Raw genomic sequence first — 22,021 nt, 5'->3', positions numbered from 1 at the left:
GTTTCGTCCTTTTTCTTCTAGTTCTTAATCTAGGGTAAGTGCGTCGTTCACCAACGCTTTTTGTTGTTTCATGTGTACGGACATATAGCCTACTGCCGGTGATGCCGACGCCGGGCGACCTGCATATTTCAGATCGGCTCCTGCCGGAATCGCGGCACGGAAGTTGTGCTGGCTTGAATACCAGGCACCCTGGTTTTGAGGCTCTTCCTGACACCACACGAAGTCTTCAACGTACTTGTATTGAGAAATCGCAGCCTGTACTTCTTCCAGCGGGAATGGGTAAAGCTGCTCAATACGAACGATTGCAACATCGTCTTGCTCATTGTTGCGGCGTTGTTCCAGCAAATCGTAGTAAACCTTGCCCGAACAGAATACGACACGTTTCACTCTTGTCGGATTCAGTTTGTCAATTTCACCGATTGCAGCCTGGAATGTGCCTTCTGCCAGCTCTTCGAGCGTAGAAGTACACAGAGGATGACGCAGTAGCGACTTAGGTGACATAACCACCAATGGACGACGCATCGGACGCACAACCTGACGGCGAATCATGTGGTAAACCTGTGCGGGTGTAGATGGAACAACAACCTGCATATTTTGTTCAGCACACAACTGAAGGTAACGCTCTAGACGTGCAGAGGAGTGTTCAGGTCCTTGCCCTTCATAACCGTGTGGCAGAAGCATAGTCAGACCACACAGACGCGCCCATTTCTGCTCACCAGAAGAGATGAACTGGTCGATTACAACCTGAGCACCGTTTGCGAAATCACCGAACTGCGCTTCCCAAAGAGTCAAACCGCCCGGCTCTGCTGTCGCGTAGCCATATTCAAAGGCAAGAACAGCCTCTTCAGATAGTACTGAGTCGAATACCTGGAAAGGACCTTGCTTATCGTGAATGTTCGCAAGAGGCACATAAGTGCTGGCATCGTTTTGGTTGTGCAACACAGAATGACGGTGGAAGAACGTACCACGACCTGAATCCTGACCGGAGATACGAATGCGCTTACCATCATCTACCAAGGTTGCGTATGCCAAGGTTTCTGCCATACCCCAGTCCAAAGCTTTCTCGCCATTGATCATGGAAATACGGTCATTGTATAGCTTGTTAACACGGCTATGCAGCTTGTGGCTTTCCGGGAACTGGCACAAACGCTGACCCAGCTCTGTAAGACGCTTGATATCAAACGTAGAGTCCCAATCTGTATCCCAGTCGTGACCGATATACGGAGACCAGTCCACAGAATGCAACGCCATCGGACGCCACTCTTTCACCACGACTTCACCGTGGTCAAGTGCATCACGGTATTCGTTAATTTGAAGTGTTGCCGTTTCAATGTCTAACTCGCCACGCTCAATCAGCACATCAGCGTAAAGTTTACGCGGTGTTGGGTGCTTCTTGATTTTCTGATACATCAGAGGCTGAGTTGCATTCGGCTCATCTGCTTCGTTGTGACCATGACGGCGATAACAAACCAGATCAATCACAACATCACGTTTGAACGTGTTGCGGTAATCCACTGCAAGACGAGACACGAAAGCGACTGCTTCTGGGTCATCAGCATTCACGTGGAAAATTGGTGCCTGTACCATCTTCGCGATGTCTGTACAGTACATCGTGGATCGCGTATCGCGTGGGTTAGACGTTGTGAAACCAACCTGGTTGTTCACAACGATACGTACCGTACCGCCCACACAGAAACCACGAGCCTGAGACATGTTAAATGTCTCCTGCACCACACCCTGCCCAGCAATCGCTGAGTCACCATGAATGGTGATAGGCAGAACGCTACTGCCGTCTTTGTCGCCCAGACGATCCTGACGAGCACGTACAGAACCGATAACCACAGGGTTAACAATTTCAAGGTGAGATGGGTTGAACGCCAGCGCAAGGTGAACATCACCGCCTGGAGTTGCGAAATCAGCTGAGAAACCTTGGTGATACTTAACATCACCAGTACCCCAAGTTTCATCGTGTTTGCCAGCAAACTCGTCGAACAAATCTTGAGGCTTCTTACCTAGAACGTTAACCAACATGTTCAGACGACCACGGTGGGCCATTCCGATTACCACTTCTCGGATACCTTGAGAGCCCGCTGCACGAATAATTTCTTTCGTCATCGGAATCATGGCGTCACCACCTTCAAGGGAGAAACGCTTCGCACCAGGGAATTTCGCCCCCAGATAACGCTCAAGACCTTCAGCAGCAGTCAGTTCATGTAGGAATGTTTGCTTTTCTTCTGAACTGAAACTCGCTTGACCGGATACAGATTCCAGACGTTGTTGGATCCAACGTTTTTGCTCTGTATTAGTCATGTGCATGTATTCAGCACCGATAGAACCGCAGTAAGTTTGTTGTAGGGCTTTGTGAAGGTCTCTCAGAACCATGGTTTCTTGCCCAATGGCAAAAGAACCTACGTTGAAAGTTTCATCAAAATCATCTTCGGTAAGAGTATGGAAATCAGGATTCAGTTCAGCGACTGTATCTCGCTTCCAAAGACCTAGGGGGTCGAGGTTGGCAGCTTCATGACCGCGGAAGCGGTAAGCATTGATAAGCTGTAGTACTTTTACTTGTTTAGCATCGACATCAGGATCACTAACTTGGACATTGTAATGCTTTGTCTCTTTCGCTAATCGACGGAAGTAATCACGGACACGAGAATGCGGTTGTTCTGCCGCGTCAGATTGCTTGGGCAATCCTTCAAAAACTCGTTTCCACTCCTCACTTACCAGGTCGGGGTCACTAAGATACAGTTCGTAGAGTTCTTCTACATAAGTTGCATTGGCGCCAGCCAAGTGTGAAGACTCGAGCCATGCCTTCATCACGCCGTTGTGCATATTTTCCCTTAACCAGTAGTTTTCACGTTCGCTTCGGTCTTATGCCGAGCTATTAATAAAGCCGACCCTGGTACATTGCGCAACTTGGGTCGGCAATTTTTATTCAATTAAACCGAGCGGTTCAATAGCATGGTCTTAATATGACCGATTGCCTTCGTAGGATTTAATCCCTTAGGACAAACACTTACACAATTCATGATGCCATGGCAACGAAAAACGCTAAAAGCATCGTCAAGATTAGATAAACGTTCATCTGTAGCGGTATCGCGGCTATCAATCAGCCAACGATAAGCTGCAAGCAAGCCTGCCGGTCCAATGAATTTATCCGGATTCCACCAGAATGACGGGCACGAAGTTGTGCAACATGCGCACATAATACATTCATACAGACCGTCCAGATGTGCGCGATCTTCCGGAGCCTGAAGATTTTCTCGCGCTGGCGGTAAGTTGCCGTCTGAAATCAGGAACGGCTTCACTTTCGCGTAGTTGTCGTAGAACTGTGTCATATCTACAATCAAGTCACGAACAACTGGTAACCCTGGAAGCGGTCGGATGACAATCTTGTCTTTGCCAGACAGCGCCGACATCGGTGTAATACACGCCAGACCATTCTTACCGTTCATGTTCAAACCATCAGAACCACATACACCTTCACGGCATGAACGTCTGAAAGCGATTGACGGATCTTGCTCTTTCAGCAGAATAAGAGCATCCAGAACCATCATGTCTGAACCATCTTCCACTTCAAGAACGTAGTCCTTCATGTAAGGCTTTTTATCTGTATCCGGATTGTAGCGGTAAAGAGAGAAATTAAGTTTCATAGTATGTACCTCCCTTTAGTATGTACGTGCTTTCGGCGGAAATGCTTCACGATGAACTGGTGTCATGTTCACATCACGCTTAGTCATTGCTTCAGAATCCGGATTGTAGATAGAGTGGCATAGCCAGTTTTCATCATCACGGTCTGGGAAATCAAAACGAGCGTGTGCACCACGACTCTCCGTACGATAGTTTGCAGCTACCGCTGTCGAGAATGCAGTTTCCATCAAGTTGTCCAGTTCAAGACACTCGATTCGTTCTGTGTTGAATTCTGTTGACTTGTCAGCCAGGTGAGCATCCTTCAAACGCTCACGAATAACTTTAAGCTCTTCAAGCCCTGTTGCCATTGCTTCACCTTCTCGGAATACCGAGAAGCTGTTCTGCATGCATCTTTGCAGGTCTTTACGGATTTGAGCAGGATCTTCACCGCCGGTGCTGTTTTCCCAACGCATAGTACGAGCCAGAGATGCTTCGATATCAGAATCTGTTGCTGGGCGCGCTTCGGCTTGTGCTTCCAGAGTTTCACCAAGGTGAAGACCTGTTGCACGTCCGAATACCACTAAGTCGAGTAGCGAGTTACCACCCAGACGGTTAGCACCGTGTACAGATACAGATGCGATTTCGCCACAAGCAAACAAACCTTGGACTTCAACATCAGTGCCGTCGGTATTTTGTTTAAGCGCTTGACCAGATACCTGAGTTGGAACACCACCCATCATGTAGTGACAGGTTGGGATAACTGGAATTGGTTCTTTCACAGGATCGACGTGAGCAAAGGTACGAGAAAGCTCACAAATACCCGGCAGACGAGATTCCAGAACTTCTTGACCAAGGTGATCCATCTTCAGTTTGATGTGTGGACCCCACGGACCATCACAACCACGACCTTCACGGATTTCGATCATCATCGAACGAGCAACAACGTCACGACCTGCAAGGTCCTTCGCGTTAGGAGCATAACGCTCCATGAAGCGCTCGCCATCTTTATTGAGAAGGTAACCACCTTCACCACGACAACCTTCGGTTACCAGCACACCCGCACCTGCGATACCAGTCGGGTGGAACTGCCACATTTCCATATCTTGCATTGGAACACCAGCGCGCAATGCCATACCAACGCCATCACCCGTGTTGATGTGAGCGTTAGTTGTCGATGCGTAGATTCGACCTGCACCACCTGTCGCAAGCACTGTAGCTTTCGACTTGAAGTAGCACATTTCACCCGTTTCCATACAAATTGCTGTACAGCCAAGAATTGCACCATCTTGGTTTTTCACTAAATCAAGGGCGTACCACTCAGAGAAGATGGTAGTTTTGTGTTTGATATTTTGCTGATAAAGCGTGTGAAGCAGTGCGTGTCCGGTACGGTCAGCTGCAGCAGCAGTACGTGCCGCCTGCTCACCACCGAACTCTTTAGACTGTCCACCAAACGGACGTTGGTAGATGCTGCCGTTTTCAAAGCGAGAAAATGGTAAGCCCATTTTTTCAAGCTCGATAACAGATTCAGGACCGGTTTTACACATGTACTCGATCGCATTCTGGTCACCGATGTAATCAGAGCCTTTAACGGTGTCGTACATGTGCCACTGCCAGTTATCTTTATGGGAGTTGCCAAGTGCTACCGTAATACCGCCTTGAGCTGAAACAGTATGTGAGCGAGTAGGAAATACTTTAGAAAGCAGAGCACAAGACAGCCCCTGCTCAGAAATTTGTAGAGCAGCGCGCATGCCCGCGCCACCTGCGCCGATTACAACGGCATCGAATTCACGAACTGGAATAGTCACTTACGCACCCCACAATACAAACAAACCAGAGAAGAAATAGGCGATTAGAACGGCAATAATTGCGACTTGTAATACACCACGTAACATTATGTGTTTAATGTAGTCTGTTAATACTTGCCACAAGCCAATCCACGCGTGCACAAGCACACAGACTAATGCAAGCATAGTAAAGACTTTGGTAAAGGTGCCGCCAAAAAATGCCGTCCATGACATGTAAGTGATTTCATTGAAGGCACAAAAGCCAACAATGTAGATGGTGTAAAGCGTAAGGATGATCGCACTGGCGCGGATCAGTAGAAAGTCGTGAACGCCATTGCGCCCCAACGAGGAAACATGTTTTACCATACCAAAACCCCTGCTAGTAGAGACAATACTACTGTTACGGCAAATGAGACTTTTGCGCTCACTGCGCCAGTATCTAACTCTTCAAAATACCCCATATCCATGAATAAATGGCGAATACCGCCTACTATGTGATATGCGAGTGCAGTTAGAATGCCCCAAAGGATAAAAGAGACGATAAAGCTGTCTACTATGTCAGCGGCTTTAGCGAATCCTAGTGGGGAAGAGAGGGATATGGATAGTAACCAAATTAAAATTCCAATTGCTACAAACGTAATAACACCTGAAATTCGATGCAGGATGGATGCGATTGCAGAAATCGGAAAGTGGACTGTCTGTAAATCTAGATTAACAGGTCTTGACTTTCTTTCTTTCACGGGCTTGCTCACTCAGCTCCTTAGAGCATTTATAGTTATAAACCAAATTTTAGTAGGAACCCTACAAAAATTAACATTTATTTAACTTATTTCGCCCAATATTGGCGAGATAAATGTAAATGAATTGTTATCTTTTTCTTTTTTATTATATACTAATATTTGTTTCTAGCCTTGAATTTATAAGGATTCCACAAAAATTTTCAGCGCCACTATACGGGCGGTAACATATTAATACAATTGACGTAACAAATAATGCTACACAGAACAGATTTTTAACTTTTTTCATATGAAAAATCAAAACGAGTGCACACAAAAAGGGAGAAAAATTGACTTTACTTTAGATACTCAGTAAAAAAACGGCACACAAAATATCCTGGATGGATTAATAATAAACAAAGGAGAATGTTATGGCAGATAAGAAAGCGACCCTTCACATCGAAGGTAAAGCGCCAATCGAGCTGCCGATTATGGAGGGTACAGTTGGACCTGAAGTAATCGATGTTCGTAAACTCGGAGCCAATGGTTACTTTACTTTTGACCCCGGTTTTCTTGCCACTGCATCTTGTGAATCCCAAATCACTTATATTGACGGTGCGAAAGGCATCCTTCTTCACAGAGGATTCCCTATCGACCAACTTGCCAATAACGCAGATTACCTGGAAGTATGTTACATCCTACTGTATGGCGAAGCCCCAGATCGTAAGCAATATGAACAATTCAAAGAGACCGTAACGCGTCACACCATGGTCCATGAGCAAATCGCAAGTTTCTTCCACGGTTTCCGCCGTGATGCTCACCCAATGGCTGTTATGTGTGGTGTGGTTGGTGCATTAGCTGCCTTCTACCACGACTCTCTAGACATCAACAACGACGAACACCGTGAAATCGCGGCCTACCGTCTGCTTTCTAAAATGCCGACTCTGGCAGCAATGTGTTACAAGTACTCCATCGGCCAACCATTCATCTACCCTCGTAATGAATTGAGCTATGCAGAAAACTTCTTACACATGATGTTCGCAAACCCTTGTGAGGAGTACAACGTTAACCCTGTTGTTGCTCGCGCAATGGACAAGATCTTTACGTTGCACGCAGACCACGAACAAAACGCTTCAACGTCTACGGTTCGTCTGTCTGGTTCTTCTGGTGCTAACCCATTCGCATGTATCGCAGCGGGTATCGCCTCTCTATGGGGTCCTGCACACGGTGGTGCAAACGAAGCTTGTTTACGTATGCTTGAAGAGATCGGCAGCGTTGACAACATCCCTGAATACATCGAACGTGCGAAAGACAAAGAAGACCCATTCCGTCTTATGGGCTTCGGTCACCGCGTTTACAAAAACTACGACCCACGTGCAACAGTAATGCGCGAAGCATGTCACGAAGTACTAGAGGAATTGAACATCCAGGATCCTCTACTCGACGTGGCAATGGAGCTTGAGCGTATTGCGTTGTCTGACGAGTACTTCGTAGAGAAGAAACTGTACCCGAACGTAGACTTCTACTCAGGTATTATCCTGAAAGCGATTGGTATCCCAATCTCAATGTTCACAGTAATCTTCGCGATGTCTCGTACCATTGGTTGGATTGCTCACTGGAATGAAATGCACAGTGATCCAAACAACCGAATTGGTCGTCCACGCCAGCTATACACTGGTCAGAAATCACGCGACTTCCAACCTCTTCACGAAAGAGAGTGATGATCAATATTCCGACTATTGGTTACTGAGTAGTAAAAAGGTCGAAGCATTCGCTTCGACCTTTTTCTATGTATTTAATCTAAAAAATTGTAGCTTTCGACTAAACCGGGTTATCGATATCAATAAAGGTCACGTCAAAGCCATGCTCTACTTCCAGCCATTCGCCAAGTGCCTTAACACCATAACGCTCCGTTGCATGGTGACCTGCTGAAAAGTAATGGATGTCCTGTTCACGAGCCGAATACGTAGTGCGCTCTGAAATTTCCCCGGAAATAAAAGCATCCAAACCTTTTGCCGCTGCAAGCTCGATGAAATCCTGACCGCCACCAGTACACCAACCCACGGTTTCAATCAATTTGTCACTATTTTCCGGAGCAATATGAAGTGGAGTTCGATTCAGAGTCGTTTCGATTCTCTTGGCAAATTCAGCACCCGAAACGGGTTTAATAAGCTTACCATACATAGAAACCGACTGAGGGTGCCCTTCTAAGCCACCATCAATTTCAATATCCAGCAACTCAGCCAGCTTAGCGTTGTTACCAAGTTCCGGGTGAATATCCAGAGGTAAGTGGTAACCATAAAGATTAATGTCGGCTTTAATTAGGCTGCGAATGCGCTTACCTTTCATTCCCTTGATAGGTTCTGGCTCACCTTTCCAAAAGTAACCATGGTGTACCAATAGAGCATCTGCATTAAGCTCGATCGCTTTTTCAATTAGGGCTTGAGATGCCGTAACCCCTGTCACGATACGCTGAACTTCGGGCTTACCCTCTACCTGCATACCATTTGGGCTGTAATCTTTGATCAATTGTGGCGACAGCTTGTCATTGAGGATCGACTCGAGCTGAAAGTTATTCATCATGCGTATCCGTTTTATCTCTTTTAGCGCGTTTATAACAATTTAAAGGTAGAATGTCGAAACCAAATGGAGAATTTCAATGCTATCAAAACAAGAACTAAATAAACTTTTGAAATGGGTCATACAAACCCCCGCTCTGTTTAAGCAGGCTGACCCTATTGTTGAAGTTCCCCCGTTTTCAGCCTCAATCACGAAAAGTATCGAAGAATATGAAGGAAATGCTCGATTAGGCTTTGTTTATCAATACCTTTGCCAGCAGCTTTTTGAAAATAACCCACAATACTTAGTCAAAGACGAAGAAATCCAACTAAACCAAAATGGCAAAACTCTCGGTGCGATAGACTTCATCATTCAAAACCAGCTTAAAGACGAAATCGAACACTGGGAAGTGGCTATCAAGTTCTACCTTTTCCACAACGGGCTGTGGTTTGGTCCTAACGCAAAAGACCGGCTGGATATTAAGTTAGAGCACATGCTCACGCATCAGCTAAAAATGTCATCCTCTGAAGCTTTCAAATGTCAGTTCCCTCAATGGCTGGACCTTCAAGAACGTTTGCTTATGCAGGGCAGGCTGTATATCAATCCATTTTTAGATAATGAAGTACCCACTCACTGTTGTGAGAAAGAGATCAATAAAGAACGTATAAAAGGCTACTGGTGTTATGAGAATCAAAAACACCGCATTGAAGAGCCATTGTATGTATTAGAAAAGAAAAACTGGATAACGGGCAGAACGAGCACTTCTTCATTGCTTGAAGAAGAGACGGATATTGGAAAGTTCATTCATTGCCAATCTGAAAGTGGACAATACTGGTTTATCGTGAATCAAGGTTGGCCAAACTAGTCATTCGGCGGGCGAAAGAGTAAGGACAAAAGGTAAAAAGGCGGCAAGCGCCGCCTTTATCCACTAAAAACCGTTAGGCATTACAAACCGGCATTCTTGAACACCTGGTTAACGATTTCCTGAGCTTCTTCTTCAATAGCTTTCAAATGTTCTTCACCTTTGAAGCTCTCACAGTAAATCTTATAGATGTCTTCTGTACCAGATGGGCGTGCAGCAAACCAACCATTCGCTGTGGTCACTTTAAGGCCGCCGATTGCCGCGCCATTGCCTGGAGCGTGTGTCAGGCGCGCCGTGATTTCGTCACCTGCCAATGTCGTTGCCGACACCATTTCAGGAGAAAGCTTCTTAAGCACGTCTTTCTGTTCACTGTTTGCGACAGCTTGAATACGGTTGTATTTTGATTCGCCGTGTTTCGCTGCTAGCTCTTCGTAATATTCCTGAGGATTTTTACCGGTCACAGCTGTAATTTCTGCAGCCAACAGACACAAAATAATGCCGTCTTTATCCGTTGACCATGGTGTGCCGTCTTTACGAAGGAAGGAGGCACCTGCGCTCTCTTCACCGCCAAAGCCAAACTGACCAGAGTACAAGCCATCTACGAACCATTTGAAACCAACCGGAACTTCACAAAGCTCACGACCTAGATCCGCCACAACACGGTCAATCAGCGCACTGGATACCAGAGTCTTCCCAACCGCTACGTTTTTGTTCCAACCTTCACGGTGACGGTAAAGGTAATCGATACATACCGCCAGGAAATGGTTAGGGTTCATGAGCCCTTTTGGCGTCACAATGCCATGGCGGTCGTAATCTGGGTCGTTACCAAACGCCAGATCATAATCGTCTTTTAGCGCCAATAGGCTTGCCATGGCGTAAGGCGAAGAACAGTCCATTCGAATCACACCGTCTTTGTCCAATGACATAAACTGGAAAGACGGATCAATGGATTCACTGACCAAAGTAAGGTCAAGTTGATATGTTTTAGCGATTTGACGCCAGTAATCGATGCCTGAACCACCCAGTGGATCCACGCCAATGTTCAAGTTGGCTTTTTGAATCGCCTCGATATCAATCACATTCACTAAGTCATCAATGTAAGGTTTTACCAGATCAACTTGCTTGAATAATTCGGACTCTTTTGACTGAGTGATTGGTGTGCGCTTCACATCTTGTAAGCCTTCTGAGATCAGAACATTGGCTCTGTCTTCAATCGCCTGAGTCAACTCAGCTTCAGCCGGGCCACCATGAGGCGGATTGTACTTGATACCACCGTCTTGTGGCGGGTTATGCGAAGGCGTAATTACAATGCCGTCTGCTTTCGCTTCATGCGTTTGATTGTAAGTCAGAATCGCATGGGAGATACCAGGAGTTGGAGTAAAGCCATTATCTTCCTGAACAATCACTTCAACACCATTTGCAATCAGTACTTCTACAACGCTTGTAAAAGCAGGTTCTGACAATGCATGTGTGTCTTTACCTAAAAACAGAGGACCAGTAACGCCCTGCTCTTTACGCACTTCTGCCACAGCCTGAGCAATAGCTAAGATATGGTGCTCATTGAAGGTGTGTTTGTCAGACGTGCCACGATGACCGGACGTTCCAAACTGAACGCGATGTGCATCATTAGAAGATTCTGGTTGAAGTAAGAAGTAATTAGCAACTAACGAAGGGATGTTATGCAAATCTTCTTGCAAGGCTTGTTGCCCCGCTCGAGGATGGATAGCCATTTTTATTTCCTTATTTATTTACTTACCCATAAAAAAACAAACCTCATAATAACGATTCAATATGTCATTATGAGGTTCGAATCAGGTGCTTTTAAATTGCGTTACACACCTTTTCAATTAAATCGCCCTGGAAGCCCATGCGCGTCATTAATTGATCCACCATTTGGCGTTTCCGGTTGGTATTATTGTTGGTGATTACCCAGAAAGGTGTGTTAGGAATCTGACGTGGTTTCGTTGTTTTACCGCTGGCTAACAGAGTGTCTTCATTATCAGCAAAGTAAACACGTGTGCGACCTTTTACTTGAGTCGCCTCTGCAAATTTATCGTTGTGAACACTGTGAAGAGTCGACAATACCAGCATAAAACGATCAATGGCTTTGTCTTTGCCTGCAAACTCGTCAGAAATCAATAAAGAACGAAGCACTTTAACGCCATCAATAGCGGTGTCCTTACCTGCGTCTTTACTTACGACGATACCATTCACTGCTGGAGCGGGAGGCTCAACAACTGGCTTTTGTTCGCCCATTAACAATCGACGAAGAATGTCTGATGCACTCTCTCCGATGTGTTGTGTTTGACTGGCTATGTAACGGTATAGATCCTCATCAACCTCTATTGTTTTCATTCGCTTTTCACAATCTCTATGTTTAAACTCTGTGTGATTATAACCAGTTCTGCCATGATACTCTACGGCAAACCCAACAAGATAAAGAGAAAATGTCATCACTTTTGAATTATAAGTTGCAAGGCGAAGGACAGACGATCGTCTTGCTGCATGGATTGTTTGGCAATCTGGATAACCTAGGATTATTGGCCAGAGATTTGGTTCAGGATCATCAGGTTCTGTCTGTCGATCTTCGCAATCATGGTCTTTCTTTTCACAGTGAAAGCCATACCTATGAAGAAATGGCAGAAGACGTAAAAGCACTCCTTGAACATCTGAACTTAAGTGATGTGATTCTTGTCGGTCATTCCATGGGCGGGAAAGTTGCCATGAAACTCGCATCGCTTATTGAAGACAAAGTGAAAAAGCTTGTTGTTTTGGACATGTCACCAGTCGCGTACACGGAATCACGTCACGACAACGTTTTTGCCGGGCTTCATGCAGTTGAAAATGCAAAACCCTCAAGTCGCTCAGAAGCGATGAAAGTCATGGCAGAACATATCGAAATGGAAGGTGTGCGTCAGTTTCTTGGTAAGTCGCTCTACAAAGAGAGTGATCACCTTGGCTGGCGTTTTAATGTTGAGTCGTTATTCTCTAACTACAGAAACATCATAAGTTGGGATGAAGCGAAAGCCGTTCAAACGCCCGCATTACTTATTAAAGGTGGAAACTCAGATTATCTTACTGAAGCACACCAGCCAGCAGTAATGCGACAGTTCCCAAATGCCAAAGCACATGTAATCGCGAATACGGGTCACTGGTTACATGCGGAAAAGCCGAACGACGTGCTGAGAGTGATGCGCCGATTCATAGCCGCATAGGTAACATTTTGCGCCTATTGGAGAATCCTTCTCATTAACTTTGGGTCGCAACAGTGATATAGTGCGCCCAGCAAATTTGACTACAAGGAACGTCATGCTCTACGACTACATCAATATGCTAGAGTCCATAGGCTTGGACCTTTTGTTTGCATCGATCTTCTTTTTTATCGGAATGGCAATCAAAGACGTATTGAAACAAGGTAATGTCCCACCGTTTGGGCGTCGTATTGTATGGTTAGTTCTTTTCTTAGGTTGCGCCGGATTCATCGCAAAAGGGCTTATCCAGCTGAGCTGGGAAGGCACTGGTTTGGGTTAACCAGGCGACCTCAGATTTAATTTAAAAACCGTCACTATATAGGTACTGATTCTATGGCAAGTGTAGGACTCTTCTTTGGTAGCGACACAGGTAACACTGAAGCCGTTGCTAAGATGATTCAGAAACAACTAGGTAAAAAGTTGGTTCACGTACAAGACATCGCGAAAAGCAGCAAAGAAGACATCGACAACTTTGATCTTCTTCTACTAGGTATTCCAACTTGGTATTACGGTGAAGCACAATGTGACTGGGATGATTTCTTCCCAGAGCTTGAGCAAATCGACTTCTCGACGAAACTCGTGGCTATCTTTGGTTGTGGCGATCAGGAAGACTACGCAGAGTACTTCTGTGATGCTATGGGCATGGTTCGCGATATCGTTGAAGCGAAAGGCGGAACAATTTTGGGTCACACTTCAACTGAAGGCTACGAATTCGAAGCATCAAAAGGATTGGTAGAAGGTGACGACTCTCTGTTTGTAGGTTTGTGTATTGATGAAGATCGCCAACCAGAGCTGACAGACGATCGAGTAAAAAATTGGGTTGAGCAGATACACGAAGAAATGTGTCTTGCTGAACTAGAAGACTAAAAGTAAATACCTCCCAATTGGGAGGTATTTTTTATCCTGAACGATATTCCGGACGCTTTCTCACATACAGTGTTCTCTGTACTTCAGACACTACATCTCCTGCTTCATCTTTAACGTAAACCATAAACTCAGGAAAACACTTTTCACCATTTGCGGTTTTACTGTAAATGTCATCAAGCATGTTTTGAGAAATTTGAAAGTCCGCATAAAGCGCACTTTTCCCGGGAGCAATAAAATTGATGCTGGCTTCCTTATCCCAAACAAAATACTCTTCACCTAAGATACCTATCAACATCAGCGAATACACAGGATCGGTCAGAGAAAAAATCGAACCTCCATATTGAGTTCGGTTTGCGTTCTTATTCCACCACCTCAATTTAAGTTTCACTTTTACTGTGCGGAAATCTTTGCTGATAGATAGTATTCTGATTCCAGCTCCCCAGAATGGCGGCCACAGATTCAGCGCAAATTTAACAACGCCGGGTTTGTACACTCGGCTCAAGCTTTTATGCATAAGTATTGTTATAAAGTTGTAACTGGTCGGATCTCAATATCCGTGATTTGAGGCAGATTTACAAGTTTTCTTTATTAACCGTTTGAACTTCGTGGTTTATTGTTACGTTTTACTATCCTATAATGCTATTAACTACGACTTCTGTATTTTGCTGCAGATCATCTACAGGAAAGAATATGCCAGATAATAACCAAGCTCTAAAAGAAGCTGGACTAAAGGTTACGTTACCGCGATTAAAGATCTTAGAGGTACTTCAACAACCTGACTGCTCTCACATCAGTGCAGAGGAACTGTACAAGAAGCTGATCGATCTCGGTGAAGAGATTGGGCTAGCGACTGTATATCGAGTTCTTAACCAATTCGATGATGCTGGCATTGTAACCCGACACCACTTCGAAGGCGGTAAGTCTGTTTTTGAATTGTCCACTCAACACCACCACGACCACTTGGTCTGTCTTGATTGCGGTGAAGTGATTGAGTTTTCTGACGAAGTGATTGAAGAAAGACAAAGAGAAATAGCAGCCAAGTACAACGTCGAACTGACGAATCATAGCCTGTACCTTTACGGTAAGTGTGGTGACCGCTCTTGCAAAGACGATCCAAACGCGCACAAGCCGAAGAAAAAGTAAGGCAAAAGAACCGAAAAAGCCGAAGGTTTTAACGCCTTCGGCTTTTTTATTGCTCGATTTTATACTCAAGCCTGGTTTGTTACAAAAAGAGGGCGCAAAATGCGCCCTCTTATTTTTTATCATAAATTAAGTTAAGTCTTATTTAGACTCAATCTTAGCCCAAGTATCTCTCAACCCAACCGTTCGGTTGAATACTGGGCTTTCTGGTGTTGAATCTTTTGAATCTGCACAGAAATAACCGGTACGTTCGAACTGGTAGCCCGCTTCTGGCTTGGCATTCGCTAGACTAGGCTCAACCACCCCCTGCATTACCGTGAGTGATTCAGGGTTGATGGTAGAAGCAAAATCATCTGCTGCAGCAGGGTTTGCGACTGAGAATAAGCGATCGTAAAGACGAATTTCTGCTGAAACGCCTTTCTCCGCAGAAACCCAATGAATCACCCCTTTGACTTTACGACCATCAGCTGGGTTCTTACCCAACGTTTCATTGTCGTAAGTACAGAAGATAGTAGTGATATTACCTTGCTCATCCTTTTCAATGCGCTCGGCTTTAATCACATATGCGCCGCGTAAGCGGACCTCTTTACCTAGTACTAAACGCTTGTACTTCTTGTTTGCTTCTTCGCGAAAGTCCTCTTTCTCGATATATATTTCACGAGTAAATGGCACTTCACGTTCACCCATTTCTGGTTTGTTAGGGTGATTAGCCACAGTCAGAGTCTCAACTTCACCTTCAGCGAAGTTTTCAATCACCAGCTTCACTGGATCCAGAACCGCCATAGCACGAGGAGCATTTTCATTAAGATCATCGCGAATACAAGATTCCAAAGAACTAAACTCGATCATGTTCTCTTGCTTAGTTACACCGATGCGTTTGCAGAACTCACGAATAGAAGCAGGAGTAAAGCCTCGGCGACGTAATCCGGAAACCGTTGGCATACGCGGGTCATCCCACCCATTCACTAGGTTTTCGGAAACCAGCTGGCTCAGCTTACGCTTGGACATAACCGTGTATTCAAGGTTCAGACGGCTGAACTCGTACTGGCGTGGCTGACATTCGATTGAAATGTTATCTAACACCCAGTCGTACAAACGTCGGTTATCTTGGAATTCCAGTGTACAAAGTGAGTGCGTAATACCTTCCAACGCATCCGAGATACAATGCGTAAAATCATACATCGGGTAGATGCACCACTTGTCACCAGTTTGATGGTGTGTGGCAAAGCGCACGCGGTATAGCACTGGATCACGCATAACCATGAAGGAGGAAGACATGTCGATTTTCGCACGTAGACATGCTTTCCCTTCTTCAAAACCACCATCGCGCATTTTTTCAAACAGCGCTAAGTTTTCCTCAACGCTGCGATCGCGATAAGGGCTAGGCTTACCCGGATCTTTCAGTGTACCTCGGTACTCGCGGATCTGCTCAGGACTTAGCTCTTCGACATACGCTAAGCCTTTGTTAATTAATTCAACTGCATAACCGTAAAGTTTGTCGAAGTAGTTTGAGGAGTAACAGATATCCCCATTCCACTCAAAGCCTAACCAGTTAACATCATTCTTAATCGACTCGACGTATTCGATATCTTCTTTTTCAGGGTTAGTGTCATCAAAACGAAGATTACACTGTCCCTGATAGTCCTGAGCAATACCAAAGTTAAGGCAGATAGATTTAGCGTGACCGATGTGCAGATAACCGTTAGGTTCTGGCGGGAAACGGGTGTGCACGCTGTTATGTTTGCCTTCCGCTAAATCCTTATCAATGATTTGACGGATAAAGTTCGATGGACGAGCCTCAGCTTCACTCATCTATAACACCTCTATGTATTTAAGTATTGTCAGAATGGTTAATCGCTAATGATCCACCATTCTCACGAGATACACAACTGCCTCAAACACTTTATTGCCAAATTTCGTTTTGAATGGTTAAAAAAAATGCCTCCCATTGGGAGGCATTTCTTAAACTTGATTTCTTAATCTGAGATTAAGGAAGTTTTACATCAGATAGGTCTTCACCTGGACCGATGTTTTTCATTTCACCAGCAACGATTTCTGCTAGAGGACCTAGGATAACCTGAAGGTTGTTTTCACCTAATTTAACCACACCTTTCGCACCAAGCTTCTTAAGAACAGCTTCATCAGCTAGAGAGCGGTCTTTAAGAGTTAGACGTAGACGAGTGATACAAGCGTCGATAGTTGTTAGGTTTTCGTGACCGCCTAGAGCTTTCAGGTATTGACGAGCTAGGTCACCTTTAGGTGCTTCACCACCTGCAGCAACTGCTTCTTCTTCGTCTTCACGACCTGGAGTCTTCAGGTTGAATGCGCGGATTGCGAACGAGAAGGTTACGAAGTATAGAGCGAACCATGCTAGACCAAGAGCTAGTAGAACTAGAGGCTTAGTTGCGATACCGAAGTTCAGCATGAAGTCGATAGCACCACCAGAGAATGTGAAGCCGTGTAGAGTACCGAACATGTTCGCTACTACTAGAGCTAGACCAGTGAATGCTGCGTGTACTGCGTATAGTGCAGGAGCTAGGAATACGAACATGAATTCCATTGGCTCGGTAACACCTGTTAGGAATGCACAGAAACCTACAGAGAACAGAGCACCAGAAACTTGAGCACGTTTCTCAGCAGGAGCTGCTAGGTACATTGCTAGTGCTGCACCTGGAAGACCGAACATCATTACCATGAAGAAGCCGTTCATGAATACGCCAGCGCCTTTATCGCCTGCGAAGAAGCGGAACAGGTCACCAGACGCTACTGTTTCAGTTACTTCTTTAACAGTTGCAACGATTTCTGGAGTTACAGAGTTAGCGAATTCAAACGTGTGCTGTTGACCAACTACTAGTGTTTTAGCAACTTCAGGAGTTACACACACTTTAGTTAGGTCTAGAGCTTGACCAGCAGCCTGAGCACCAGTGATTAGGATTTCCTGACAAGAACCTAGGTTGAACCAGAAAATGTTGTTCACAATGTGGTGTAGACCGATTGGAATCAGAAGACGGTTCAGGAAACCGTAAGCAAACTGACCAAAGCCACCAGAAGAAGATACACCTTGTGCTAGTGCGTCAAGACCACCCTGGATTGCAGGCCATACGTAACCTAGAACCGCACCTAGTACTAGAGCGAAAAGACCAGCCATGATTGGAACTAAACGTTTGCCAGAGAAGAAAGCCAACCATTCTGGTAGACGCGTTGCATTGAATGCGTTGTATGCGTGACCAGCTACGATACCCGCTAGGATACCACCGAATGCCTGAGTGTTGATGTCGGCATTGATTGTTGTTGCAGTTGCGTTAGAAACGAAGTAAGCCACTGCACCAGCTAGACCAGCTGCACCGTGACCGTCTTTTGAAAGACCGATTGCGATACCAATTGCAAAGATAACTGGTAGGTTACCGAAAACCGCACCACCTGCTTGCGCCATGAAAGCGATATCAAGCACGTCACCTTGTCCCAAACGCAGTAAAAGACCTGCTATTGGAAGCACTGCAATAGGAAGCATCAAAGCTTTACCTAATCTCTGCGCATATCCAAGTATATTCACCTTAAGTTCCCCCTATAGGATTTTTTGTATTAGATTTGAGACACTTTTTTTAGTGGCTCAATTTAGTCGTAGTCAGTTTATGACATTAATTTTGCTCCGCAAATTAAAACCTTTTCATTTGTGATCCTAATCACCCGTTTCGGGTAAGGGCAAAGGATTTTGCTAGCGAGATCATAAAACTTATTTTATCATTCAAAACAAATGCCCCAGGGCGCCAAGTTTTAATCATTTACTGTATAAATTTGAGGTATCACCGTGAGATTAATTCCACTAAATACAGCTACTGATGTTGGCCTATGGTCTGCACGTCATATTGTTAACCGAATCAATGCCTTCCAGCCAACTGCGGACCGTCCATTTGTACTAGGATTGCCTACCGGTGGTACTCCTCTGAACACTTACAAGCGTCTAATTGAACTTCATAAAGCTGGCGAAGTAAGCTTCAAACACGTCGTTACTTTCAACATGGATGAGTATGTTGGTCTTCCATCTGACCACCCTGAATCTTACCGCTCTTTCATGTACAGCAACTTCTTCAATCACATTGATATTCAAGAAGAAAACATCAATCTTCTTAACGGCAATGCTGAAGACCAGGAAGCTGAGTGCCAACGTTACGAAGATAAGATTAAATCGTACGGCAGAATTAACCTGTTCATGGGTGGTGTTGGTAACGATGGTCACATCGCTTTTAACGAGCCAGCATCCTCACTTTCTTCGCGTACTCGTATTAAAACTCTGACTGAAGATACGCGTATTGCGAACTCTCGTTTCTTCGATGGCGACATCAGCCAGGTACCAAAATACTCACTGACCATTGGTGTAGGTACTCTGCTTGACGCTGAAGAAATCATGATCCTAATTACAGGTCATAACAAAGCACTAGCACTAGAAGCAGCAGTAGAGGGTTCTGTTAACCATCTGTGGACTGTATCTGCACTTCAACTTCACCCTAAGTCAGTGATCGTTTGTGACGAGCCTGCAACTCAAGAATTAAAAGTGAAGACGGTGAAATACTTCCAAGAGCTTGAAGCAGAAAATACTAAAGATCTTAAATAAGGGTTATTACACTATGTATGCGCTAACCAACTGTAAAATTTATACTGGTAGCGATGTGCTGGACAATCATGCCGTTGTTGTTAACGGAGCAAACATTGAATCTGTTTGTCCAGTAGCTGAGCTTCCTGCAGACATTAAAACCATTGATCTGGACGGTGCAAACGTCAGCCCTGGTTTTATCGACCTACAGCTAAATGGCTGTGGTGGTGTGATGTTAAACGATGAGATCACTGCTGAAACCATGCAAATCATGCATGAAGCAAACCTGAAATCAGGCTGCACAAGCTTTCTGCCAACTCTGATCACTTCTTCAGACGAAAACATGCGTCAAGCTGTTGCGGCAGCTCGTGACTACCACGCGAAGTATGAAAACCAGTCTTTGGGTCTTCACCTTGAAGGTCCTTACCTGAATGTCATGAAGAAAGGCATTCACAGTGTTGACTACATTCGTCGCTCCGACAGTGACATGATTGACTTCATCTGTGAAAACGCAGATGTAGTGACTAAAGTGACACTGGCTCCTGAGCAAAATGATCCTGCACACATTGAAAAGCTAAGCGAAGCGGGTGTTGTTGTGGCTATCGGTCACAGTAACGGTACGTATGCAGAAGCTCGTCATGGTTTTGAAGCTGGTATCACATTCGCTACTCACCTATTCAACGCAATGACGCCAATGGCGGGTCGTGAACCAGGTGTTGTTGGCGCAATTTACGATACGCCAGAAGTATACGCGGGCATCATCGCTGATGGTTTCCACGTAGACTACGCCAACATCCGAATTGCTCACAAAATTAAGGGCGAAAAGCTCGTATTAGTGACCGATGCCACAGCTCCGGCAGGCGCAGATATGGATCACTTTATTTTTGTAGGCAAGAAAGTATATTACCGAGATGGCAAGTGTGTTGATGAAAATGGCACACTCGGCGGCTCAGCACTAACAATGATAGAAGCAGTACAAAATACAGTTGAGCACGTTGGGATCGCTTTGGATGAAGCTCTACGTATGGCCACTCTGTATGCTGCACGCGCTATCGGTGTAGAAGACAAACTTGGCCGAGTTAAAAAAGGTATGGTTGCTAACCTTGCTGTATTTGACCGTGACTTCAATGTCAAAGCGACAGTAGTTAACGGACAATACGAGCAAAATTAAGCATGAATGGCGGACAAATAGGTAACGTAGACTTAGTCAAACAACTCAACAGTGCAGCGGTTTACCGCTTGATTGATCAGCAAGGTCCTATTTCACGGATTCAAGTCGCTGATGTAAGTCAGCTTGCTCCGGCAAGTGTTACTAAAATAACCCGCCAGCTATTGGAGCGCGGCCTGATTAAAGAGGTCGCGCAACAAGCCTCCACAGGTGGTCGAAGAGCCATCTCCCTCACGACAGAAGTCGAACCTTTTCACTCTATTGCGATCCGTGTTGGTCGTGATTACATCCATTTCAGTTTGTATAATCTTGGTGGCAAGGAACTGGTGAATCATTATGCACCGTTCATCTACCACAACCAGACCGAGTTAATGGAAGGTCTGCTGGAGCAGATTCGAAATTTTATTGAAGAACACAAAGAACGTATCGAACAGCTGATCGCTATTGGCATTTCATTACCGGGGTTGGTCAACCCTGAAACTGGTGTGATCGAATACATGCCGAATACCGACATCGATAACCTAGCTCTGGGTGATGTTGTCCGCGATACGTTCAATGTTGAATGCTTCGTTGGAAATGATGTTCGTGGTATGGCACTCGCTGAGCATTACTTTGGCGCAAGCCGAGATTGCCAGGACTCCATTCTGGTCAGTGTCCATCGCGGTACTGGCTCTGGAATTATTGTCAACGGACAAGTGTTTCTGGGTTTTAACCGAAATGTCGGAGAAATCGGTCACATTCAGATCGATCCATTAGGCGAGCAATGCCAGTGCGGAAATTTTGGTTGCCTTGAAACTGTCGCTTCTAACCCTGCTATTTTAGAGCGAGTTAGAACCCTATTAAGCAAAGGTTACCAGTCTAGCTTGAGCAATATATCGAATCCAACCATGGACGATGTATGTCAGCACGCCCTAAAGGGTGATGAGCTCGCTAGCCAAAGCCTGATAAAGGTAGGTAACCAGTTGGGTAAAGCGATTGCGATTACCATCAACTTGTTTAACCCGCAGAAAATCATCATTGCGGGCGACATTACGAAAGCACAAGACATTGTCTTCCCGGCTATCCGTAAAAACGTGGAAACACAATCGCTTAAAACCTTCCACACCGATTTGCCAATTGTTGCTTCGGAACTTGACCACCAACCAGCCATGGGTGCTTTTGCAATGATTAAGCGTGCTATGCTGAATGGTGTTTTGTTACAAAAATTACTTGAAGAATAAAAGTTTGATGGAAAAATAGCGTTCAGGCGCTAAACAAATGGGTCGTCTAGTGCGACCCTTTTTTGTATCTGCTCTATATTAATAATCGTAGCAAGTAATTACTCATTCTAGATTGTTAAAACACTCGATAACTACGTTAAGAAATTTGATTGTAGAATGGCTACTTATCGAAATTTTTTGCTTTGTTCTCAAGCGTTTTTCCTACGCTATTTCTGAACACCTACTTACTGTGA

At 45.0% G+C, this 22,021-nt stretch carries 20 protein-coding genes; 9 read left to right on the top strand and 11 right to left on the bottom strand.

From position 1 onward, the window contains the following. Positions 1 to 24 precede the first annotated feature (24 nt). The 5 genes from sucA to sdhC all read right to left on the bottom strand — a co-directional run bounded on the left by sucA (position 25) and on the right by sdhC (position 6,166). Positions 25 to 2,832 (bottom strand): 2-oxoglutarate dehydrogenase E1 component, encoded by a 2,808-nt coding sequence (sucA, locus tag QMG91_RS04650; RefSeq protein ID WP_281829174.1) that lies wholly within the window; start codon positions 2,830 to 2,832, stop codon positions 25 to 27. A gap of 107 nt (positions 2,833 to 2,939) precedes the next feature. Continuing rightward, positions 2,940 to 3,653 carry a succinate dehydrogenase iron-sulfur subunit gene (locus QMG91_RS04645; RefSeq protein WP_004400572.1) on the bottom strand — a complete coding sequence of 238 codons (714 nt, stop codon included), beginning with the start codon at positions 3,651 to 3,653 and terminating at the stop codon, positions 2,940 to 2,942. Positions 3,654 to 3,668: 15 nt separating this feature from the next. Then, the gene (gene sdhA / locus QMG91_RS04640) at positions 3,669 to 5,435 is read right to left on the bottom strand and encodes a succinate dehydrogenase flavoprotein subunit (RefSeq protein WP_281829171.1); all 1,767 of its coding nucleotides are present in this window, start codon (positions 5,433 to 5,435) and stop codon (positions 3,669 to 3,671) included. After that, positions 5,436 to 5,780 carry a succinate dehydrogenase, hydrophobic membrane anchor protein gene (sdhD, locus tag QMG91_RS04635; protein WP_004400569.1) on the bottom strand — a complete coding sequence of 115 codons (345 nt, stop codon included), beginning with the start codon at positions 5,778 to 5,780 and terminating at the stop codon, positions 5,436 to 5,438. After that, entirely contained in the window at positions 5,774 to 6,166 is a 393-nt protein-coding gene (gene sdhC / locus QMG91_RS04630) for a succinate dehydrogenase cytochrome b556 subunit (RefSeq protein WP_004400567.1), read from the bottom strand. Before sdhC ends, sdhD begins: the two co-directional genes overlap by 7 nt. 395 nt (positions 6,167 to 6,561) lie before the next feature. Between sdhC and QMG91_RS04625 the strand changes: the two genes are divergently transcribed. Continuing rightward, entirely contained in the window at positions 6,562 to 7,851 is a 1,290-nt protein-coding gene (locus QMG91_RS04625) for a citrate synthase (RefSeq protein WP_004400564.1), read from the top strand. 100 nt (positions 7,852 to 7,951) lie between these two features. Here QMG91_RS04625 and QMG91_RS04620 read toward each other — a convergent pair whose 3' ends face one another. Then, complete coding sequence (locus tag QMG91_RS04620) at positions 7,952 to 8,710, bottom strand: Nif3-like dinuclear metal center hexameric protein (protein WP_281830436.1); 759 nt, start codon at positions 8,708 to 8,710, stop codon at positions 7,952 to 7,954. Positions 8,711 to 8,789: 79 nt separating this feature from the next. Here QMG91_RS04620 and QMG91_RS04615 point away from each other — a divergent pair, with 79 nt between their 5' ends. Continuing rightward, on the top strand, positions 8,790 to 9,554 hold the full coding sequence (locus QMG91_RS04615; protein WP_281829167.1) for a DUF1853 family protein: 765 nt from the start codon (positions 8,790 to 8,792) through the stop codon (positions 9,552 to 9,554). 80 nt (positions 9,555 to 9,634) lie between these two features. On the opposite strand, the gene pgm is transcribed toward QMG91_RS04615, so the two are convergent. After that, positions 9,635 to 11,281, bottom strand: a complete 1,647-nt coding sequence (gene pgm / locus QMG91_RS04610) for a phosphoglucomutase (alpha-D-glucose-1,6-bisphosphate-dependent) (RefSeq protein ID WP_281829165.1) — start codon at positions 11,279 to 11,281, stop codon at positions 9,635 to 9,637. Between the two features lie 91 nt (positions 11,282 to 11,372). Then, the gene (seqA, locus tag QMG91_RS04605; RefSeq protein ID WP_004400558.1) at positions 11,373 to 11,906 is read right to left on the bottom strand and encodes a replication initiation negative regulator SeqA; all 534 of its coding nucleotides are present in this window, start codon (positions 11,904 to 11,906) and stop codon (positions 11,373 to 11,375) included. A 92-nt stretch (positions 11,907 to 11,998) separates the two neighbouring features. Here seqA and QMG91_RS04600 point away from each other — a divergent pair, with 92 nt between their 5' ends. From QMG91_RS04600 to fldA, 3 genes are all read left to right on the top strand, one after another. Beyond that, complete coding sequence (locus QMG91_RS04600; RefSeq protein ID WP_281829163.1) at positions 11,999 to 12,766, top strand: alpha/beta fold hydrolase; 768 nt, start codon at positions 11,999 to 12,001, stop codon at positions 12,764 to 12,766. A gap of 94 nt (positions 12,767 to 12,860) precedes the next feature. Continuing rightward, complete coding sequence (locus QMG91_RS04595) at positions 12,861 to 13,082, top strand: DUF2788 domain-containing protein (protein WP_004400554.1); 222 nt, start codon at positions 12,861 to 12,863, stop codon at positions 13,080 to 13,082. A 53-nt stretch (positions 13,083 to 13,135) separates the two neighbouring features. Beyond that, positions 13,136 to 13,669: a flavodoxin FldA gene (gene fldA, locus QMG91_RS04590; RefSeq protein WP_004400552.1), complete on the top strand. Its 534-nt coding sequence runs from the start codon at positions 13,136 to 13,138 to the stop codon at positions 13,667 to 13,669. Between the two features lie 31 nt (positions 13,670 to 13,700). Here fldA and QMG91_RS04585 read toward each other — a convergent pair whose 3' ends face one another. Then, positions 13,701 to 14,183, bottom strand: a complete 483-nt coding sequence (locus QMG91_RS04585) for a DUF4442 domain-containing protein (RefSeq protein WP_022551333.1) — start codon at positions 14,181 to 14,183, stop codon at positions 13,701 to 13,703. Between the two features lie 176 nt (positions 14,184 to 14,359). Here QMG91_RS04585 and fcrX point away from each other — a divergent pair, with 176 nt between their 5' ends. Beyond that, positions 14,360 to 14,812, top strand: coding sequence for a ferric iron uptake transcriptional regulator FcrX (fcrX, locus tag QMG91_RS04580; RefSeq protein WP_004400548.1), 453 nt, complete (start codon positions 14,360 to 14,362; stop codon positions 14,810 to 14,812). A gap of 138 nt (positions 14,813 to 14,950) precedes the next feature. Here the strand turns inward: fcrX and glnS are convergent, their stop codons facing one another. Next, positions 14,951 to 16,621 (bottom strand): glutamine--tRNA ligase, encoded by a 1,671-nt coding sequence (gene glnS / locus QMG91_RS04575; RefSeq protein WP_281829159.1) that lies wholly within the window; start codon positions 16,619 to 16,621, stop codon positions 14,951 to 14,953. A 175-nt stretch (positions 16,622 to 16,796) separates the two neighbouring features. Continuing rightward, the gene (nagE, locus tag QMG91_RS04570) at positions 16,797 to 18,362 is read right to left on the bottom strand and encodes an N-acetylglucosamine-specific PTS transporter subunit IIBC (RefSeq protein ID WP_022551335.1); all 1,566 of its coding nucleotides are present in this window, start codon (positions 18,360 to 18,362) and stop codon (positions 16,797 to 16,799) included. Positions 18,363 to 18,617: 255 nt separating this feature from the next. Here nagE and nagB point away from each other — a divergent pair, with 255 nt between their 5' ends. Genes nagB through nagC form a run of 3 tightly spaced genes read left to right on the top strand, consistent with a single transcriptional unit; the run spans position 18,618 to position 21,788 of the window. Continuing rightward, positions 18,618 to 19,421, top strand: a complete 804-nt coding sequence (gene nagB / locus QMG91_RS04565; RefSeq protein ID WP_004400538.1) for a glucosamine-6-phosphate deaminase — start codon at positions 18,618 to 18,620, stop codon at positions 19,419 to 19,421. A 13-nt stretch (positions 19,422 to 19,434) separates the two neighbouring features. After that, a complete protein-coding gene (nagA, locus tag QMG91_RS04560; protein WP_281829156.1) occupies positions 19,435 to 20,571 on the top strand; it encodes an N-acetylglucosamine-6-phosphate deacetylase in 1,137 nt (378 codons plus the stop codon). Between the two features lie 2 nt (positions 20,572 to 20,573). Further along, a complete protein-coding gene (gene nagC / locus QMG91_RS04555) occupies positions 20,574 to 21,788 on the top strand; it encodes a DNA-binding transcriptional regulator NagC (RefSeq protein ID WP_004400536.1) in 1,215 nt (404 codons plus the stop codon). Positions 21,789 to 22,021: the final 233 nt, after the last annotated feature.

Source organism: Vibrio nigripulchritudo (genome assembly GCF_027924785.1).
Taxonomy (GTDB): Bacteria; Pseudomonadota; Gammaproteobacteria; order Enterobacterales; family Vibrionaceae; genus Vibrio; species Vibrio nigripulchritudo.
The sequence above is the reverse complement of the archived record's forward strand: the minus strand, read 5'-3'. Positions and strand labels throughout refer to the sequence as shown.

Excerpts from the sequence above, each read along its gene's own strand:
- sucA (WP_281829174.1), bottom strand. The coding sequence starts at position 2,832 with ATGCACAACGGCGTGATGAAGGCATGGCTCGAGTCTTCACACTTGGCT.
- QMG91_RS04645 (WP_004400572.1), bottom strand. The coding sequence starts at position 3,653 with ATGAAACTTAATTTCTCTCTTTACCGCTACAATCCGGATACAGATAAA.
- sdhD (WP_004400569.1), bottom strand. The coding sequence starts at position 5,780 with ATGGTAAAACATGTTTCCTCGTTGGGGCGCAATGGCGTTCACGACTTT.
- QMG91_RS04625 (WP_004400564.1), top strand. The coding sequence starts at position 6,562 with ATGGCAGATAAGAAAGCGACCCTTCACATCGAAGGTAAAGCGCCAATC.
- QMG91_RS04620 (WP_281830436.1), bottom strand. The coding sequence starts at position 8,710 with ATGAATAACTTTCAGCTCGAGTCGATCCTCAATGACAAGCTGTCGCCA.
- QMG91_RS04615 (WP_281829167.1), top strand. The coding sequence starts at position 8,790 with ATGCTATCAAAACAAGAACTAAATAAACTTTTGAAATGGGTCATACAA.
- pgm (WP_281829165.1), bottom strand. The coding sequence starts at position 11,281 with ATGGCTATCCATCCTCGAGCGGGGCAACAAGCCTTGCAAGAAGATTTG.
- seqA (WP_004400558.1), bottom strand. The coding sequence starts at position 11,906 with ATGAAAACAATAGAGGTTGATGAGGATCTATACCGTTACATAGCCAGT.
- QMG91_RS04600 (WP_281829163.1), top strand. The coding sequence starts at position 11,999 with ATGTCATCACTTTTGAATTATAAGTTGCAAGGCGAAGGACAGACGATC.
- QMG91_RS04595 (WP_004400554.1), top strand. The coding sequence starts at position 12,861 with ATGCTCTACGACTACATCAATATGCTAGAGTCCATAGGCTTGGACCTT.
- fldA (WP_004400552.1), top strand. The coding sequence starts at position 13,136 with ATGGCAAGTGTAGGACTCTTCTTTGGTAGCGACACAGGTAACACTGAA.
- QMG91_RS04585 (WP_022551333.1), bottom strand. The coding sequence starts at position 14,183 with ATGCATAAAAGCTTGAGCCGAGTGTACAAACCCGGCGTTGTTAAATTT.
- fcrX (WP_004400548.1), top strand. The coding sequence starts at position 14,360 with ATGCCAGATAATAACCAAGCTCTAAAAGAAGCTGGACTAAAGGTTACG.
- glnS (WP_281829159.1), bottom strand. The coding sequence starts at position 16,621 with ATGAGTGAAGCTGAGGCTCGTCCATCGAACTTTATCCGTCAAATCATT.
- nagA (WP_281829156.1), top strand. The coding sequence starts at position 19,435 with ATGTATGCGCTAACCAACTGTAAAATTTATACTGGTAGCGATGTGCTG.
- nagC (WP_004400536.1), top strand. The coding sequence starts at position 20,574 with ATGAATGGCGGACAAATAGGTAACGTAGACTTAGTCAAACAACTCAAC.